Raw genomic sequence first — 18,472 nt, forward strand, 5'->3', positions numbered from 1 at the left:
CCTGCGCCCCGATATTGAACAACCCCGTGCGAAACGCCAACGTGACCGACAACCCCGTACAGATCAACGGCGTAGCCGACACCAGCGTCTCGGCAATCTGCTGCCACCCCCCGAACGCCCCCACGAACAACGCCTTGTACGTATCACGCACCGCCCCCCACGCGGCATTCACCGTATCCATCGGCCGCGCAAAGAAATACCCGAGATCCGCGGTAACGGCATGATCACTCACAATGATCAACACCGCCCCGACCACCAGCGCCAGCACCACGGCCAGCACGCTGACCATGAACTCCCGCAACCACTTCCGGTTCAACACGACACCCTCACGATGTAATCGTGGCCGGGAGCCGACACTGGTGCGATCACAGCCTTCCTCTTCGCTGCGCCCACCCACGCAACCACGCGCCAGTTCCTTTCCGTAGAGGTACGCAATGGACCAGAACCCGAAGCGGGATACTCCAACAGGCAGCATGCCAAGCCAACAACCCGCTCGAGCGACTCGGGATGCCGACGCACCAACATCAATACCCACCCGCCATCAGAAGACCGAGGGTTTCCCGCGGCGTCGACGGATCGGCGACGCCGACGATACGGCCGCCGCACATCACCAGGATTCGGTCGGACAGCGCGTAGATCTCGTCCAGTTCGGCCGAGACGATCAGCACGGCGGTGCCCTGATCGCGTTCTCGGACAATGCGATTGTGGACGAATTCGATGGATCCAACGTCCAGGCCGCGGGTGGGCTGACCGGCGATGAGGACCTCCAGCGGGCGGGACAGCTCACGGGCCAGGACCACCTTCTGCTGATTGCCGCCCGACAGCTCCCCGACCGGATCGGACACCGATCGGGCGCGGATATCGAACTCCTCGACTCGTTGGGACGCATTGTGCCGCACGGCATTCGGTGACATCACCCCGTGCCGCGAGAACTCCGGCCGCCCGGCCAGATCCAGGATCAGGTTCTCCGCGACGCTGAACGTGCCGATGAATCCGTCGTGCGAACGGTCCTCGGGCACATAGCCGATCCCCGCCCCGAGGTGGTCGCGCGGCGAACGCCCCGCCAACTCGACGCCGCCCACGGTGACCGAACCCCGGACCGGAACCACCAGCCCGAGCAGCGCGTTGATCAGCTCCGACTGCCCGTTGCCGACAACCCCTGCGATGCCGACGATCTCGCCGCCCTCGACCTGGAACGACACGTCGTCCACGACGGCGACACCCGCCGTGTCGACCACGGACAGGCCGTCCACCACCAGTTTCGGCCCGCGCGGCCGAGCCCGCGACTTGGCGACCACCAACTCCACCGAACGCCCCACCATCAGCTCCGCGAGCTCGGCCTCGGGTGTGCCGGGTCCGACGGTGGCGATCACCGCGCCCCGGCGAATCACCGTGATCCGATCGGCCAGCCGGGTGACCTCCTTCAGCTTGTGTGAGATGAAGATGATCGAGGTGCCCGCCGCGGCGATCGCCCGCAGCACCTCGATCAGCTCGTCGATCTCCTGCGGGGTGAGCACGGCGGTCGGCTCGTCCAGGATCAGCACCTCGACGTCGTTGGCCAGGGCCTTGAGGATCTCCACTCGCTGCTGCTCGCCGACCGACAGATCCGCCACCAGCGCATCAGCATGCACCGCGAGCCCATAGCGCCGCGACAGGTCCTCCACCCGCCGCCGCGCCGCGGCCCGGTCCAGCAAACCGGACCGGGTACGCGGTTCGCGCCCCAGCATGATGTTCTCTGCCACGGTGAACACCGGCACCAGCATGAAATGCTGGTGCACCATGCCGATTCCGGCGGCAATCGAATCCCGGGGCGAACCACAGTGCCAGGGCTTGTCGTTCAGCAGGATCTCGCCCTCGTCGGGCTGCAGCAGGCCGTAGAGCATATTCATCAATGTGCTCTTGCCGGCGCCGTTCTCGCCGAGCAGGCAGTGGATCTCCCCCGGTTCCACCACCAGATCGATGTGGTCGTTCGCCACCAGGGCGCCGAATCGCTTCGTCAGACCGCGTAATTCGAGCCGCATGGCGTCAGAACTGGTTCTTGGACTTGATGGTCACCTTCCCGCTCGCGATATCCGCTGCCAGAGTTGTGATCTCGGACTTCAGATCGGCCGGAATCGCGGCGTCGAAACCGTGGTAAGGAGCCAGGATCACGCCCTTGTTCGCCAGTGTGCCCACGTAGGCGGTGTTGCTGAACTGCTTGTGGTAAGCGTCGCTCACCGCCTTGGCCACCGCGACGTCCATCGCCTTCTCCACGCTGCTGAGCAGGACCGGACAGTACTCGGGCGCGCTGACGCAGCCGTCGGTGTCGACCCAGATCCCGTCCACCTTGCCGCCGGAAGATTTCGCGGCCGCGAGCGCGCCCAACCCGGCCGGGCCGGCCACCGGCATGATCACGTCCGCGCCCTGGCTGATCAGATCCTCGGCCCTGGTCTTGGCGGTGTTCTCATCGGTGAAGTCGTTGGTGAGCACGCCCTGCTGGGTGGCCTCGTCCCAGCCGAGCACCTGCACCTGCTTGCCCTTGGCCTGGTTGTAATAGGCCACGCCCTCGGTGAATCCGTCCATGAAGATGGCGACGGTGGGAATGTTGATCCCGCCGAACGTGCCGACCTTGCCGGTCTTGGACATGCCCGCGGCCAGATATCCGGCCAGGAAGGCCGGCTGCGCCGAGTTGAAGGTCAGGCCCTGCAGATTCGGCAGCGGCGGATTCTTCGCCGTATCGGTGTAGGCGTTGTCGACGATCGCGAAGTCGATACCCGGATTCGCCTTGGCCGCAGCGTATGTCGCGTCGGCCAGTTTGAAGCCGACGGTGACGACGATGTTGCACTTCTGCCGGACCATGGTGGCGATATTGGCGGGGTAGTCGTTGTCAGACTTGGACTCCAGCTGCGACTTCGAGATCCCCAGCGCGGCCACCGCGTCGTTCAGGCCCTTGAACGAGGTCTGGTTGAACGACTTGTCGTCGAACCCGCCGGAGTCGGACACCATGCAGGCCTTGAAGTTCTTCGCACCCGAATCCGCGGAGTTGCTCTGCTGCGCCGGCGGGCTGCCGCACGCACCCACGGTCAGAGCGAGAATGCCCAAGGCGGTCGTAGTGCGCAGCCAGCTACCCATGAGAACCTCCTGAAACGGGTATCCGGCAACATAACTCACCACCGCAATCCGCGCAGGACAATCGTTTACATGGTTGTCACGGATCGAGATCCGGAACACATCCTCGTGGGGGCCGATGCCTACTGGGTGATCACCAGGTTCTGCACGAACCGCTCACACGGCGCCTCGAGAGGCGCCCACTTACCTTGCAGGTATTGGCAACCCACACTGACCTCGAGATCCGCGTCGACCAGGATCTGCCAGTGCACGGTGCTGCCGTCGCCGGGGAATTCCTCATACGACAGGCCCGACCGGCCGGCGAACACCGCGTTACGCTGCAACGAACTCACCTGCCCCGCGGGACGGCGCGCGATCTGCGCGGCCAGCGAATCGGCGACATCGTCGACCCCGGCGCCCGGGGTCAGCGACTTCTGCATCAGCGTAATGCGTTCGCGGGCACCGTTATCCGGAGAAAGATCCACGCGATCACCCACCTGGGAGGCGATATGCCAACCGGCCGGGATCTGTACCTGCAGGCGGCCGAAGGTCTGCGGGGTCGCCGGGCCCCTACTGACGGGCGAACCCGGTGCGGAGGTGGTCGTCGTCGACGCGGCGGTGGTCTTGGCGCCGGATCCGCTCAGCGCGATCGCCACGCCTGCCGCGATCAGTACCAGGACCACCACCACCGCGGCGGCCGCGGCATAGACGAGGGTGCGGCGCGACGACCGGGGCGGCTGGGTGGCGATCGCCTGCTCGTGCAGTGAGGCGTACTCCGGCGGCGGCAGCTGCGCGGCCGCGGCGGCGGGCGTCGGCATCCCCGCCCGCGCGCCGCGAATCAGCTCGACGCCCGTGAGCGGACGCACGTCCACCGGAAATCCGCACTGCTGCGCCAGCGCCGCCGACAGCGCCTCCAGCAGGCTCGGATCCGAAATGCCCAGGGCCAGTAGATGACTCGGTGGCTGCCCGGCGAGCAGCCGCGCGATCACCGCGACGACGCCCGGCAGGCCGTGCCCCTCCTCGACGTCGGCCAGGCCGACCGCCGGTTCGTGCTCACACGCCTGGGTCCAGGTGTCCTGCCCCGAGCGGCCGATCAGGCTCACGGTGGTGGACAACGGATTCAGCTCCAGCACCGCGATCCGCTGCTGCTGGGCGGTGCTGGCCCCGAGCGATGCCGCGCGCACCGCCAGCGAGTCGACATTCACCCGCGACACCATCCGCCGCGCCCCCGACGCGACGGCGGCCCGACGCCGCCGGCCCCATTCGGACGGGCCCACGATCGTGAGCTCCTCGCACGGCGACGGCAGCCGCAGGTTGGTGAGCACCGCGCCGATCGTCACCGCCCAGGCGTCGAGGATAGGCGGCGCCAGCGAGGGCGCGAACGCGATCCGGTCGGCCTCGGCCATCCGGACCATCGACACCGCCGGGTACTGCGGCCGCAGTTGCTCGCCCACAACGAAACTCGAACCATCGCTGGCCGGGACGATCGAGGGCGGACCATCCCAATGCGTCGACTCGCTGCGTGCCCACAATCGCGTATCGGTCAACACCACATCGACGTTGGACATCAGGTGAGCGGCATCCACGCGGTCTGGATCAGCTCTTCACCCGCACGGCTGACGTAGGCGCCGCGGCCGGCAGGCAGCGGCGTCGACCGTACGTTGCCCCACAGGACGCCCTCGTCCTTGCTGGCGCTCATCATCAGACCGGCCGACCCCATATCCTTCATGCCCGAGATCACCGATCCGAACATCGCGCGACCGGCGCCACCGGAGCGCCGTGCGATGATCACATGGAAGCCCAGGTCGCGGGCGTGCGGCAGCAGCGGCGCCAGGGCCGAGAGCGCATTGCCGCTGGAGGTGTCGACCAGGTCGTAGTCGTCGACGAGGACGTAGATCTCCGGGCCCTCCCACCAGGACCTGTCACGCAGCTGCTGGGGTGTCACGTCCGGGCCGGGCGTGCGTTTCTCCAGGTAGTCCGCCAGATCAATCAAATTCTGGGTGAAGATCGGTGCGGTGGAACCGTATCCGGCCAGCCAGTGTTCCGGGATGGCGCCCAGCATGCTGCGGCGATAGTCGCCCACGACCAAGCGGGCGTTCGCCGGGACGTTGGAGGCCATGATGCTCTCCGCGAGACCGCGCAACAGCGTGCTCTTACCGCATTCGGAGTCGCCCACGATCATGAAGTGCGGGCTGACGTTGAAGTCGATGAACACCGGCGCCATCTCGGATTCGTTGATACCGAGCGGGAAGCGCATGCAGCGCTGTGTCTGCGGATCGCCGTGCCAGCCGTTGCCGAGCACCTGCAGCAGTTCGGTGCGATCGAGCCGCTCGGGCAGCATGCGCACCCGCGGCGCCGGGCGGCCCGAGTTCGCCTGCTTCAACGCCTGCACCGCGGCGGCCACCCCCGCGCCGAGGGTCTCCGCGTTGGGATCGCCGTCGATGCGAGGCAGTGCGGTGAGCATGTGCAGGGTCTCGGGCGTCATACCGCGACCGGGGCGGCCGGTCGGGACCAGCGAGGCGAATTTGCGGCCCAGGTCGGAGTCCATCGGATCACCCAGGCGCAGTTCGATGCGGGTGCCGATCTGGTCCTTGAGCTGCGGACGGGCCTCGGCCCATCGGTTCAGCGCGATGACCAGGTGCACACCGTACGAGAGTCCCTGCACCGCAAGGTTGTTGATAGCCTGCTCGAGCGGCTCGAAATCCTGGCGGATACTGCCGAATCCGTCGATGACGAAGAACACGTCGCCGAACGGGTCCTCGTGCACGCCGGCCGCGGACGTGCTGCTGGAGGGATCCGAGCCCCGCAGGCGGCGGAACTCGGCCATGGACTCGATGCCGAGCTGCCGGAACCGCGCCTCCCGGGAGCGCACGATGGTCATCATCTCGGACAGGGTGCGGCGCACCGTCTCCACGTCGAGACGACCGGCCACCGAACCGACGTGCGGCAGGCCCTGGAGACCGGCCAGCGTGCCACCACCGAAGTCGAGGCAGTAGAACTGCACCTGCTCGGCGGTGTGGGTCATCGCCATCGACATGATCAGCGTGCGCAGCGCGTTCGATTTGCCGGACTGCGCACCGCCGACGATCGCGACGTTGCCGGCCGCACCGGACAGGTCAACGACCATATTGTCGCGGCGCTGATGATAAGGCCGGTCGACGATGCCGATCGAGGTTTGCAACGTGGCCACCGGGAGGTATTCACCGGTCAGGACCGAGCGTGGCACGAGTTGATCGAGCGTGGGCGCCACATCCAGCGGCGGTAGCCAGATCTCGTGGGCCGGGCGGCCGTGGCCCGCGATCCGGGAGATCAGCATGCCGAAGGTGGAGATCTTCTCCCCACTGTCGTCCAGCACGGTCTCTTGTGGACCGGCGTCCGCGGACGGCAGCGCGGTCCGGTCGCTGGGGCGGAAGTCCACATGGCCGGCGGTGAAGGCCCGGGCGTTGATATCGATCTCACCGCCGACGATGCCCGCCTGGGTCACCTCGCGCACCGAACCGCCGCCAACATAGTCGCCGGATACATAGGACGCCTGGAAGCGGCGGATTTCACCGTCGGCTGTCTTCAGATAGCCGCCACCGGGGCTGTTCGGCAGGTTGAACGCGTCGGGGACGCCGAGCACCTGCCGGGATTCGTTGGCGGAGAAGGTCTTCAAACCGATCCGGTAGGACAGATGCGACTCGAGGCCCTTGAGCTTGCCCTCCTCCAGTCGCTGCGAGGCCAGCAGCAGATGGACCTGCAGCGAGCGGCCCAGGCGGCCGATCATCACGAACAACTCGGCGAAGTCCGGATGATTTTGCAGCAGTTCGGAGAACTCGTCGAGCACCACGAACAGCGCGGGCAGCGGATCCAGATCGGCGCCGGCGGCGCGGGCGTCCTCGTACTGTTTGACGTTGGCGAAGTTACCGGCCGCGCGCAGTACCTCTTGGCGGCGATTCATCTCACCGGCGAGGGCGTCGTGCATACGGCCGACGAGGTCGGCCTCCTCCTCCAGGTTGGTGATGACGGCCGCGACGTGCGGCGCACCGTCCATACCGAGGAACGTGGCACCACCCTTGAAGTCGACCAGCACCAGGTTGAGCTGATCGGGCGAATGCGTCGCCAGCATCGAGAGCACCAGCGTGCGCAGGAATTCCGACTTACCCGAACCGGTGGCGCCGATGCACAGACCGTGCGGGCCCGAACCGAATTCGGCGGCCTCCTTGATATCCAGGAAGACCGGAAGGCCGTTGGCGTCGAGGCCGAACGGGACGTTCAGCCGCTCACGTTCGTAGCGGGGCTTCCACTGGGTCTCCGGGCTGAACTTGCCGATATCGCCGAGGCTGAGCATCTGCGCCCACGAGGTGATCACCTCGTGCGGCTCGTCGGAGCCGGAGGTCTCCGGACCACCGATCGGGACCGCCCGGAACGGTGCCAGGCGGCGCGCGGCCTGCTCGGCCTCCTTCGCGGTGATCCGGTCGATCACCGCGAAACGCTCCATATTGCCGGTCGCGCCGCGGCCGGTGCACTCGCCGTTCTCCACCACCATCTGGATGCCGCGCGAAACCGCAAGGCGCGGAGCGTAATTGCACAGATCGATGACGGTGACGCCCTCGTAGCCGGACTCGCGCAGCGAATCCTCGGCGTAGTCGAGCAGGCCGCCGTCGACCACGACGACGATATGGGTCAGGTTGCGGTCGGCGGGCTGGTTGCGCGAGTAGCGAACCCGATTGCTCACCAAGGGATGCAGCCCCTGGGTCAGTTCCAGGGCCGAGCCGTACACCATGCGCGCGGTGCCGACGCCGTCCTGCGCGTCGGGGTGCTGGGTGTGCGGCAGCCACTTGGTCCACTCCCAGTCGGCCATGGTGTCGGCGCCACAGACCACCGCGAGCAGAACCTGGTCGGGCGCGTGAAACATGCACAGCTGCAACAGCATCGCGCGCGCCATGTCGCGGGCCTCGGCGCGGTCGCCGTTCAACTGGATGGCTGCGAAACCCTTCACCGCGATGGCCGTGGCCAGATCGGGCACCGTGGAATGGGTGCGCACGAACCGGCGCAACGACACCGCCGCGATCGGCTCCAACTCCTCGACCGGGCCCGTCTCCGGCGCGACCAGGCGGGTGGCCAGGCGCTGGCCACCCAGGCCGATGCGGGCGTGGCAGAAGTCCTTGTCGCCCGGACGACGCTCCCACATGCGGCTGGTGCCCGCGAGCATCCAGATCAGGCCCGGCTCCGGATGGCTCCACTCGACCGCGGCGCGCTGCTGCTTGGCGGTCTCGTCGACATCCTTGCGGACCTGGTCGAGGTAGCGCAGGTAGTCCTTGCGGTCCTCGTTGGCCTCGGCGGCCTTCTGGCCCTTGCCCCCACCCTGGGTGAACATGCCGACCATGGAGAAGACCATCATCATCGGGAACATCAGCGTGGTCGGATTCGACCCGATGCCACCGCCCCGGGTGAACATGATCGCCATCATGCCGACCATGCCCACCATCATCACGACGGGCATCAGCTTGCCGAACAGACTCCCCGGTACCGCGCGGGGGATCTCCGGCGGCGGCTGCAGCGTGACTTCGCCCCCGGGAATACGCGGAACCTCACGACGCGTACGGCGCTGGAATTTGACTGTGCTCATCGACTCGGAGCTCCCCCTTCGGCGACCATCTTGCGGCCTCAGTGTAGAGGTCACGGCCGACATGTCGTACAGTTCGACCAGCATTGTGCATGGACCAAACGCGCGATCGCAACTCGCGCGTTTGCGGAAATACCAGGTAGGGCACGAAAGTTGGGGGCAGCGTGACGCACGCGCGTATGGGCCATATAGAAGAGGACTCGACTCGCGGTATCGTCCGCGCACCGGACCTTGCGAGGGTCACGATTCTGGCCAAGCACACACAGGTCGATATGGCGATTCCGGTCGACGTTCCGGTCGCGCTGGTCATTCCCAGTGTCGTGGACATGGTTGCCCAGCACAGCAGGACCAACGATTTCGATCAGGGGGGCGAGCGCTTCCAGCCCGCCGAATGGGTTCTCGCGCGCATCGGCCAGCCGCCGTTCTCGAATTCGCTGAGCCTGGGTGAGCAGGGAGTGCGCGACGGCGAACTGCTCATGCTCGAGAGCGCCGATCATGTCGCCCCCACGCCGCTGTTCGACGACATCATGTACAACGTCGCGATCGCCGACGGCGACAACTTCCGCACCTGGTCCCCCCGCATGGCCCGGCTGTCCGCCTCGGCCATCGCCGTACTCACCATGATCGTGGGCTGCGCGGGCCTGCTCGCCGCGCCCGAGGCGATGTCCGGCTATATCACCGGCGCCGTCGCGGCGCTGCTGACGATCCTGCTGGTGGTGGCCGGGACCGTGCTCAGCCGCATGTACGGCGATACCGCCACGGCCCTGGTGCTCGGCGGTTGCGCGCTGCCCAGCGCGTTCGCCGCGGGCATGCTGCTGGTGCCGTTGCAGCATCATCACTACGGCTGGGCGAATCTGCTGCTCGGTTCGGTGCTGTTCGGCGCGACGGCGGTGCTGGCCTGGCGGGTCAGCGGCGTCGGTCTGGCCCTGTTCATCGGCGCGTCGACGGTCTCCCTGTTCGCCATCGCCGCCAGCCTGGTCGGCCTGCTGACCACGCAGCCGACTCGGGCCCTCGGCGCCGGGGCGGCGGTGCTGGCGCTGGGCGCGCTGTCGCTGGCTCCCCGGGTATCGATGCTGCTGGCCCGGCTGCCGCTGCCGCCGGTGCCCTCGCCCGGTACGCCGATCGACCCCACCGAGGACGATCCGGACGACCATCGCGCGCTGCCGACCATGGACGTGCTGCGCGAGAAGTCCGAGCGCGCCCGCCTGTACGTCGGCGGCATCGTCGGCGCGACCACGCTGGTCACCGTGGTCGGCTCGCTGGCGGGCTGCAATCCCGGCGCGCACACCCCGTTCTGGCCCGGCATCGCGCTGGCCCTGGTCTCCGCGATCGTGCTGCTGTTCCGCAGCCGCACCTACACCAGCGCGGAGCTGGCCGTGGTGCTGATCGTGGGCGGCGCGGCGATCCTGCTGGCCCTGATGTTGGGCGCGGCGTTCACCCAGTCCCAGCCGCTGGCGGTATTCGGCGCGGCGATGGTGCTGCTGATCGGCGCCCTGATCTGCGGCCTGGTGATCCCCAACCAGACCGCGACCCCGCCCATGCGCCGCGGGGTGGAACTGCTCGAGTATGCCTTCGTGGCCGCCATTCTGCCCCTGGCGTTCTGGGTCGCGAACCTGTACTCGATCATCCGCTCGCTGTCGATCTAGAGCCGGCCATGAATCCGAAGATGTTCGGGCACAAGCTCGTTCGCGCGGTCGCCGCCGTCACGGTGCTGGGGTTGAGCGTATCGGTCGGCGCGGGAGCGGCTCTCGCCGACCGGCCACCCACGATCAATCCGGGCCTGCTGCCCGCGGACGGCTCGCCCCACCCGCCGGGAGATACCGAACAGCCCGCGAACACCCCGTGCATGAGTACCACGCCGGGCGGCGACGGCCCCACCATCCCGGCGTCGCAGGCCACGCTCGACCTTCCCGATGCCTGGAAGTTCTCCACGGGCGCAGGGGTTCTCGTCGGTGTCATCGATACCGGTGTGGTCCGTCATCCGCGCCTGCCCGGACTGATCGCGGGGGGCGACTACGTCAGCACAGGTGACGGCACCCAGGACTGCGACGGTCACGGTACCGCGGTCGCCGGACTCATCGCCGCCAGCCGGGTCCCGGGACAGGGCTTCGCCGGGGTCGCGCCGGATGCGCGAATCATCACCGTGCGGCAGACCAGCGAGTTCTATCAGAAGAAGGGCGCGGCCGCGCAGAAGGACCCGAACGCCATGCCCGATGGGTACGGCAACACCAGCACGATGGCACAGGCCATCGTGCACGAGGCGAATATGGGCGCGAAGGTCATCAACCTGTCCGAGGTCGCCTGTCCGCCAGGCAATTTGAGCGACGGGGATGTCGGCGCGGCAGTGCAGTACGCCGCGATGCAGAAGGATGTCGTCATCGTGGTCGCGGCCGGGAACAACGACGTCTGCAAAGGCACCAACCCGGTGCAGGATCCGACCGACCCCACCGCCGATCCGTGGAGCAAGGTGACGATGAACGTTACCCCGGCCCGGTACGACGACTACGTGCTGTCCGTCGGCTCGATCAACTCGGCCACCGGCGCGGCCTCGAAGTTCACCGTGCCCGGCCCGTGGGTCGGCGTCGCGGCGCCCGGCGAGAACATCACCTCGCTCGACGTCAACTTCACCGACCCCAAAAGCAAGGGCACGGCGACCGGATTCAGCAAGCGCGGTCAAACCCCGATCCCGATGGACGGCACCAGTTTCGCGAGCCCCTACGTCGCCGGACTGGCCGCGCTGATCCGCTCCCGCTACCCGCAGATGACCGCCCACCAGGTGATCCAGCGCATCGAGGCGACCGCGCACGCGCCCGCCGAGGGCTGGAACCCCTACGTCGGCTACGGCACGATCGACCCGGTCGCGGCCCTGACCGACCAAATCCCGCACAAGCTGCCCCCCAAGCGCGCCTTCGCCCCCACGAGCTGGCAGTTGCCCGTACCCCCGACGCCCCCTGTGCCGGATCATACGGCGCGCAATGTGGCGCTGATCGGCAGCGGCACCATCGCGGTACTGCTGATCCTGGGCTTCCTGGCCTCGTTCCCAATTCGCCGACGCCTCGGGATGAGGGACTAGCGGGCCCAACCGTATAAGGGCAATCGGCCGGATCGGAGAGCCGCTGCGTGTCACCACCTTGGCCGTCGAAAATTATCGCTCACTGCGTCATTTCGTCATTCCGCTCACTGGGCTCAACGTGGTTACCGGCGCAAATGGTAGTGGGAAGTCCAGTCTGTACCGCTCGCTTCGATTACTTGCCGAGGCCGCGAGAAACAACGCGGTGGCCGCGCTGGCTCGGGAGGGCGGTCTGGAGTCCACGCTGTGGGCTGGGCCGGCGGTGGTACGGCGAAAGCAGACGCGGGGCAATGCTATCGCGATCGGTCAGCCCGGAGACGCCGCAACCTTGCGCCTCGGATTCTCCGGTGATGACTTCGGTTATGCGATCGAGTTCGGCATCCCGACTCCGGATATGGCGACCCAGGTCGAGCCCAGCCTGTTCAATCACGACCCCGAAATCAAATGTGAATCCATCTGGGCCGGTCCGATACTTCGACCGAGCACCGCACTGGTGGAGCGCCACAACGGGGTGGTGACAGTGCGCGCGGAACACGGCGAGTGGGATATGCGGCCGCATTTCGTTTATCCGTACGACAGCATGTTGAGTGAATTATCGGATCCGGAGGCGGCCCCTGAACTTTTCCGGGTCCGGGAGAAGATCAGATCTTGGCGCTTCTACGATCATTTTCGTACAGACGTCGATTCGGCGGCCCGGGGCAGCCATATCGGAACTCGCACGCTGGTGTTGAGTGGCGACGGCGCCGATCTTGCCGCGGCCCTGCGTACCATCTACGAGGTCGGGGACCGAGAAGCCTTGGCCGACACCATAGATCAAGCCTTCCCCGGTAGCACTCTGGAAGTAGTCGAAATCGCCGGTCGATTCCAGCTATTGCTCCATCAGCCGGGCCTCAACCGGCCACTGAGTGTAGCCGAGCTGTCCGACGGCACCTTGCGCTATTTGCTGTTGGCTGCAGCGTTGTCGACCCCGCGACCTCCGGAACTCCTGGTGCTCAACGAACCGGAGTCCAGCCTGCACCCGGACTTGCTGGCTCCGCTGGCGGCGCTCATCGCCGACGCCGCCGAACGGAGTCAGGTCATCGTCGTATCGCATGCCCGACCGCTGGTCGCCGCGGCCGTCGGTGCGGCCGAAGCGACAGGTGTCGACGTCTCCTTGATCCAGCTGGACAAGAACGACTCCGGCGAGACTCTCATCGACGGTCAAGGTCTGCTGGACGGCCCCGCCTGGAACTGGCCGAAGCGGTAATGGCGAAGCGGGAGCGCAGGAACTCAGGCGTCGAACGTCCAGCGGGTCGCGCCGCCCGGTGCCACGGTTGCGACGGCCGTGGCGGAGGTCGCGGTGACGCGGTAGATGTGCCATGGCGGTTTGCCCGCCGAGGGGGCGCTGAAGTCTGCGGTCAGGGCCTGGCCGGAGTCGTCGACGCGGCAGGGCCAGCCGCCGGCGGCCCAGAGTTGGGCCATCTCGGCGACGGTGGCCGGCTCGGTGATGTGGGCCGCGGTGCCCTGTACGACGAGGTCGAACTCGTTGGTGGCCAGGCTCAGTGCGCAGCGGGGGTCACGGGACAGGTTGCGGGCCTTGCGAGTTCGCTCACCGGTCTCGAACCAGAAGGAGCCGTCGGCCCACAGCATGCCCAGGCCGGTCATGTGGGGACTGCCGTCGGGATCGAGGGTGGTGAGCCAGCAGCTGTGGCGGTCGGGTCCGCCACCGCTGGGCGCCTGGGCGAAGCCCTTGTCGAGGCGGGCGGTGATGTCGGGCCAGTTCAGTTCCGCCAGGTCGTACAGATCGGCGAGATTCTTCGTCTCCATGGTTGTGTGGACGGCCGGACGCCGCAGGATTCATCGGCAGCGCGATTTGACGATTCATTTGACCATTCAATTGTGCGACACGGGTCACAACCTGCACAATTCGTTCCGGCGAGGTCGAGCGGAATGACCCCGCGAACAACGAGAAGGCAGGGACGCACATGGCAACCGCCGTACCCAAGTCACCCAGACAACGGCTCACCGCCGATCAACGGAACTCGTTCTTCGCCGCCCAGCTCGGGTGGACGATGGACGCCTTCGACTACTTCCTGGTGGTGTTCGTCTACGCCGATATCGCCAAGAGCTTCCATATCAGCACCGCCGAGGTGGCCTTCCTGACCACCGCGACGCTGATCATGCGCCCGGTCGGGGCGCTGATCTTCGGTGCGTGGGCGGACCGGATCGGACGCCGCATCCCACTGATGGTGAACGTGGCGATGTACTCGGTCATCGGGTTCCTGTGCGCGTTCTCGCCCAACTTCACCGTGCTGATCGTGCTGCGCATGCTGTACGGCATCGGCATGGGCGGCGAATGGGGTCTGGGCGCGGCGCTGGCGATGGAGAAGATCCCCGTCGAGCGGCGTGGCTTCTTCTCCGGTCTGCTGCAGGAGGGTTACTCGTTCGGGTATCTGCTGGCCTCGCTGGCCTCACTGCTGGTGATGAACTGGGCGGGACTGTCCTGGCGGTGGATGTTCGGGCTGTCCATCATCCCGGCGCTGATCATCCTGATCATCCGAAGCCGCACCAAGGAATCGGAGGTCTGGCAGGAGACGCAGAAGCGGATGCAGGTGACCCAGACCAGGGTTCGCGACATCCTCCGCAATCCCGCGATCATTCGCCGGTTCGTCTACCTCATCCTGCTCATGACGGCGTTCAACTGGATGAGCCACGGTACCCAGGACGTCTACCCGACATTCCTGTCCGCCCATGCACACCACGGCGCGGCCCTGAGTTCGGTGGCCGCCAAGTGGATCGCGGTGGTCTACAACATCGGCGCCATCATCGGCGGCATCATCTTCGGATCGCTGTCCGAGCGCTTCGGACGCCGCTACACCATCATCTTCTGCTCGGTGATCGGGCTGCCGATCGTCCCGCTGTTCGCGTATTCGCGCACCGCCGGAATGCTGGTCCTGGGCTCGTTCCTGATGCAGCTCATGGTGCAGGGCGCCTGGGGCGTCATCCCGGCCCACCTGACCGAGATGTCCCCGGATGCGATCCGCGGTTTCTACCCGGGCGTCACCTACCAGCTCGGCAACCTGCTGGCCGCGCTGAACCTGCCCATCCAGGAGCGCCTGGCCGAATCGCACGGCTATCCGTTCGCACTGGCGGTGACCATCATCCCGGTCTTCATCGCGGTGATCATCCTCACCGCGATCGGCAAGGAGGCCAAGGGAATTCGCTTCGGCGCGGATCCGGGGCCGGTCAGCGGCGAGGCGCCCGCCACGGCCTGAGACACGCCACAAGCGCACGGTCCCTCGCGGACCGTGCGCTTTGTCGTATGCGGTAAGCCGACGGTGTGGGAGAACTCAGTTGGACGACGAACTCGCCGAGTTGTCCGACGTCGACTTCACCAGGTTCTTGGCGGGGGCGGCATCCGGGGCGACGCCGTCGTGGGCGACCATCGCGTCCTGGCGGCCCAGCGTCGGACCGGAGGCCAGCAGGCCGACGATCGGCCAGGGTGCGGACTCGGGCTTGGCCTTCGAGGCGTCCATGCCCAGGGCCTTGGCGGAGTCGTCGTCCTTGATGCCGTAGCGCACGCCGGTGTCGGCGATGTAGAACGTGGCGTCCTTGCGCTGGCTGTCCGGCTCTATTCCGGTGGTCTGCACCAGCATTCCCGTGCCGGGGGTGGCGTAGAACTGGCTGGCGAGGGTGCCGTCGTTACTGTCGGCCTGGGCCAGGCGCAGCGGCTTGGCATTGTCCGGGATCGGCAGGTTGCGACCGGTGACCAGGGACAGCGTCGCGTGCACGCTGCCGGTGGACTGGTCGGTGTTCTGCAACGGCTTCCAGGACAGGCAGTCGACCGGGCGATCCTTCGAGTCCACGATCGTCGGCGCGGTGTCGGGATAGTCCTGCACCGGCAGGGAGTTCACGATGTTGGCCTGGCTGCGGTCGTAGGGCTGCAGCGCGCCGTTGCCCGCGGTCGGATTCGAGTTGCGGATGATGTCGGCGGTCAGCGGCGAAATCTGCTGAATACCGTTGCTCAGCACCACGAAGTACTGGTTGTCGGTGGTCAGCTTGACGACGTCGCCGTTGCGGAAGTTCGCCACCGGAGATGTCGGCATCCCGCCCTCATCGGTGATCTGCGGCGCGGTGATCGGCAGCACCTCCGGGATCGAGTTCAGCAATCCCTCGCTGATCGGGCGCGGCACGACGCCGGTGATGTTCAGCGCGTCGGTGACCGGGCGGTCGTTCATGTTGACCCTGGCGCGCTTGTTGTCGTAGATCAGGTACGTCGCGTCGCGGCCCTGCACCAGCAGGGCGCTGCCCTTCGGCAGCGTCGAATCCTTGTCCCCCAGAGTCAGATCGCCCGCGATGGCGGTGTTGGTGACCGTATCGCTGCCGTCGTTCTTCAGCTCGTCGCAGATGGTCCAGGTGTGGCCCTTACCGCTGGAGTCGAAGGTCAGCAGGTTGGGCGCTCCCGGGATGCCGATCAGCGGGCCCATCGGCATGCTCGACAGCTGCGATTCCTTGACGCTGGCCGGAGCGTCCGAACTGCCGACCGCCAAGCGCGCCGAGGACAGGTTCAGCGCCGGATGCACGGTGCCGTCGATGACCGCGTAGATCTGCCCGGAATCCTTACCCATCAGGATCTTGCTGGTGCCGATGGAACCCTGCGGCTTGAGCAGGGCCAATACGGCGCAGCCCGCCAAGGCGACGACGCCCAGAATCAATCCGGCGGAGTAGGCACGGGATTGGGAGCGCATGGGATCGTGCAGCATCCGCACATCCCGGCGCACCAAGGCGTGTTCCATTCGACGGACCAGGAAGCGGTAACCGCTGACCTGCCACCGCGTCGTGGGTCTCGAAGGCATGAGTCCTCCCCCAAACAGTGCTCGCTTTCGGACAACACAGTACAGTTCTTTGGGACTTCAGTTGAGCTCGGCCGCGGAAACTGGCCGAACAGGGTTTCTTGGGGGATACGATGGCCCAGCCGGCCGGTGCCGCGAGGCGCCCGCTCTTCGGACGGATCACGCTGCCGAATCTGCTCGCGGCCCAGCTCTTGGGTTTGGTGGTCGGGCTGGTTGTGTTGCTCGTACGACAGCCGGGTCTGTATGCCCTGGGCGCGGCCGTGGTGGCGGGTCTGCTGCTGCTCATCCCCCTGCGCAAGCGCACGCTCGCCTCCTGGATCGCGACGATCTGGCAGTACATGACCAACCGCGGCTACGAGATCGGCGATCTGGTCGACTTCCGCGGTCCGGACGGACGCTCGCTCGGCCTGTTCTGGGAGGGCACCCGGGTGGTCGCGGTCATCGAGGTGCTGCCCCCGCGCGGCGGGCTGACCCGCATCGACCGCAGCACCGTGCACGCCTCGCACCTGCTGCCGATGAGCGAGCTGGCGAAATGCCTGAACCAGCACGACATTCTGCTGTCCGGCATCGACATCGTCAGCCACGGCCATCGAAGCCGCTCGGGCACACCGGCCGGGCCGATCTACGAATCGCTGCTGGGCCCGCTGCCCGCGACCGCGCACCGCACGGTGTGGCTCGCCATCAGCTTCGACGCGCTGGTCTGCCCGGACGCGGCGGACCGGCGCGGCGGCGGCGCGGAGGGTGCGTGTCGCGCGGTCACGGTCGCCACCCAGCGCATCGTGCGCGCGCTCGAGGATGCCGACTGCTCCTCGCGCGTGCTGACCGCGCCCGAGATTCGCAAAGCGGTGGTGCAGATCAGCGCCGACATCGACCCGCGCAACGTGACCCATCGCTGGCGGTACGCCGAACTCGGCAACACGATCAATATCGGCGCCGCGGTCGATCCCAAGCGCCTGGGCTCGGATCTGCTCGCCCAGCTGTGGGTCCCGCCCTCGCGCGGCACCACCGTCGCGGTGCGGTTGCGGCCGGGCAGCTCCGCGGACTCGGTGAACATCGGCGCGGCGTGGCGGTTGAGCGCCCGCGAGCTGCCGGAGAAGATCCGGCGCAAGGGCATGGTGTCGATGAGCGGCCGGCACCGGCAGAGCCTGCTGGCGCACTTCCCGATCGGCGTGCCGAACGTCGAGGACACCGTGCCGCACGCCGAATATCCGATCGACATCGTCGACGCGCTGCATCTGCCGTCCTCGGGCTGCGGTCAGCTGATCGGCTCCGACGAAGAAGGCAACGGCTGCGCGATCCGGCTTGTCGGACAGGGCATCTCGTCGGTGTACGTGGCCGGTGAGCTGTATCTGGCGCAGCAGCTGGTGTTCCGGGCGCTGGCGGTCGGCGAGCGCGTCCTGATCCGCACCGACCGCCCGCAGGCATGGGAGCAGTTGGTCACCACGATCGGCAATCCGGAGCGGCTGACCATCGCCGTGGAGACCCACCAGAGCGACTCCGCGTTCACCGCCGCGGTCGTCGACGGGGTGCTCGCGCCCGCGCCGCACGCCGGTGTCACCACGATCTACGTGACCGGCGATCCGATGGGCTGGCCGTCCACGCGGCCCGATCTGCAGATCCACCAGCCCGGCGCGATCGGCAACCATGTCATCCTGCGCACCGGCACCACCCAGGTAGACCTGACCCTGGTCTCCATCCCCCGCGAAACCACCTACATCGGCCAGCCGCGCACCCCCGAGCCGAACGGATCGGGCCCGCACAGCCGCCCGATGCAGACCGTCCCCGGCCCGCAGAGCCGTCCGCAGCCCGTCGTCACCGGCGCTCGCGGCCCGCAGACGAACGGCGGCCCCCGCCCCCAGCAGCCGATGCCCGGCC

11 protein-coding genes and 1 pseudogene are annotated in these 18,472 nt (G+C 67.2%); 5 read left to right on the top strand and 7 right to left on the bottom strand.

Annotated features, from left to right (window positions below):
* The 5 genes and pseudogenes from JZ791_RS39115 to eccCa form a co-directional block, all read right to left on the bottom strand.
* Positions 1-289 (bottom strand): annotated as a pseudogene (locus tag JZ791_RS39115) (ABC transporter permease); the annotation flags it as partial.
* Between the two features lie 235 nt (positions 290-524).
* Positions 525-2,021, bottom strand: a complete 1,497-nt coding sequence (locus JZ791_RS39120; RefSeq protein ID WP_216902190.1) for an ABC transporter ATP-binding protein — start codon at positions 2,019-2,021, stop codon at positions 525-527.
* Positions 2,022-2,025: 4 nt separating this feature from the next.
* Complete coding sequence (locus JZ791_RS39125; protein ID WP_216902192.1) at positions 2,026-3,111, bottom strand: BMP family lipoprotein; 1,086 nt, start codon at positions 3,109-3,111, stop codon at positions 2,026-2,028.
* Positions 3,112-3,230: 119 nt separating this feature from the next.
* The gene (locus JZ791_RS46715) at positions 3,231-4,673 is read right to left on the bottom strand and encodes a type VII secretion-associated protein (RefSeq protein WP_216902194.1); all 1,443 of its coding nucleotides are present in this window, start codon (positions 4,671-4,673) and stop codon (positions 3,231-3,233) included.
* On the bottom strand, positions 4,655-8,698 hold the full coding sequence (gene eccCa, locus JZ791_RS39135) for a type VII secretion protein EccCa (protein ID WP_216902196.1): 4,044 nt from the start codon (positions 8,696-8,698) through the stop codon (positions 4,655-4,657). Before eccCa ends, JZ791_RS46715 begins: the two co-directional genes overlap by 19 nt.
* Positions 8,699-8,859: 161 nt before the next feature.
* Between eccCa and eccD the strand changes: the two genes are divergently transcribed.
* Genes eccD through JZ791_RS39150 form a run of 3 tightly spaced genes read left to right on the top strand, consistent with a single transcriptional unit; the run spans position 8,860 to position 13,011 of the window.
* Positions 8,860-10,341, top strand: coding sequence for a type VII secretion integral membrane protein EccD (gene eccD, locus JZ791_RS39140; protein ID WP_216902198.1), 1,482 nt, complete (start codon positions 8,860-8,862; stop codon positions 10,339-10,341).
* Positions 10,342-10,349: 8 nt separating this feature from the next.
* Positions 10,350-11,768: a type VII secretion-associated serine protease mycosin gene (gene mycP / locus JZ791_RS39145; RefSeq protein ID WP_254207131.1), complete on the top strand. Its 1,419-nt coding sequence runs from the start codon at positions 10,350-10,352 to the stop codon at positions 11,766-11,768.
* A 43-nt stretch (positions 11,769-11,811) separates the two neighbouring features.
* On the top strand, positions 11,812-13,011 hold the full coding sequence (locus JZ791_RS39150) for an AAA family ATPase (RefSeq protein ID WP_216902211.1): 1,200 nt from the start codon (positions 11,812-11,814) through the stop codon (positions 13,009-13,011).
* 23 nt (positions 13,012-13,034) lie between these two features.
* Here the strand turns inward: JZ791_RS39150 and JZ791_RS39155 are convergent, their stop codons facing one another.
* Positions 13,035-13,571, bottom strand: coding sequence for a pyridoxamine 5'-phosphate oxidase family protein (locus JZ791_RS39155; RefSeq protein WP_216902200.1), 537 nt, complete (start codon positions 13,569-13,571; stop codon positions 13,035-13,037).
* 158 nt (positions 13,572-13,729) lie between these two features.
* On the opposite strand from JZ791_RS39155, the gene JZ791_RS39160 reads away from it, so the two are divergent.
* A complete protein-coding gene (locus JZ791_RS39160) occupies positions 13,730-15,019 on the top strand; it encodes an MFS transporter (RefSeq protein WP_216902202.1) in 1,290 nt (429 codons plus the stop codon).
* Between the two features lie 75 nt (positions 15,020-15,094).
* Here the strand turns inward: JZ791_RS39160 and eccB are convergent, their stop codons facing one another.
* Positions 15,095-16,600: a type VII secretion protein EccB gene (gene eccB, locus JZ791_RS39165; protein WP_216902204.1), complete on the bottom strand. Its 1,506-nt coding sequence runs from the start codon at positions 16,598-16,600 to the stop codon at positions 15,095-15,097.
* A gap of 110 nt (positions 16,601-16,710) precedes the next feature.
* On the opposite strand from eccB, the gene eccE reads away from it, so the two are divergent.
* Positions 16,711-18,472, top strand: a 1,762-nt coding sequence (eccE, locus tag JZ791_RS39170) for a type VII secretion protein EccE (protein WP_216902206.1), incomplete at its 3' end; no start/stop codon positions are given.

The sequence above is a fragment of the Nocardia alni genome (assembly GCF_019038435.1).
In the GTDB taxonomy this organism is placed as follows: domain Bacteria; phylum Actinomycetota; class Actinomycetes; order Mycobacteriales; family Mycobacteriaceae; genus Nocardia; species Nocardia alni.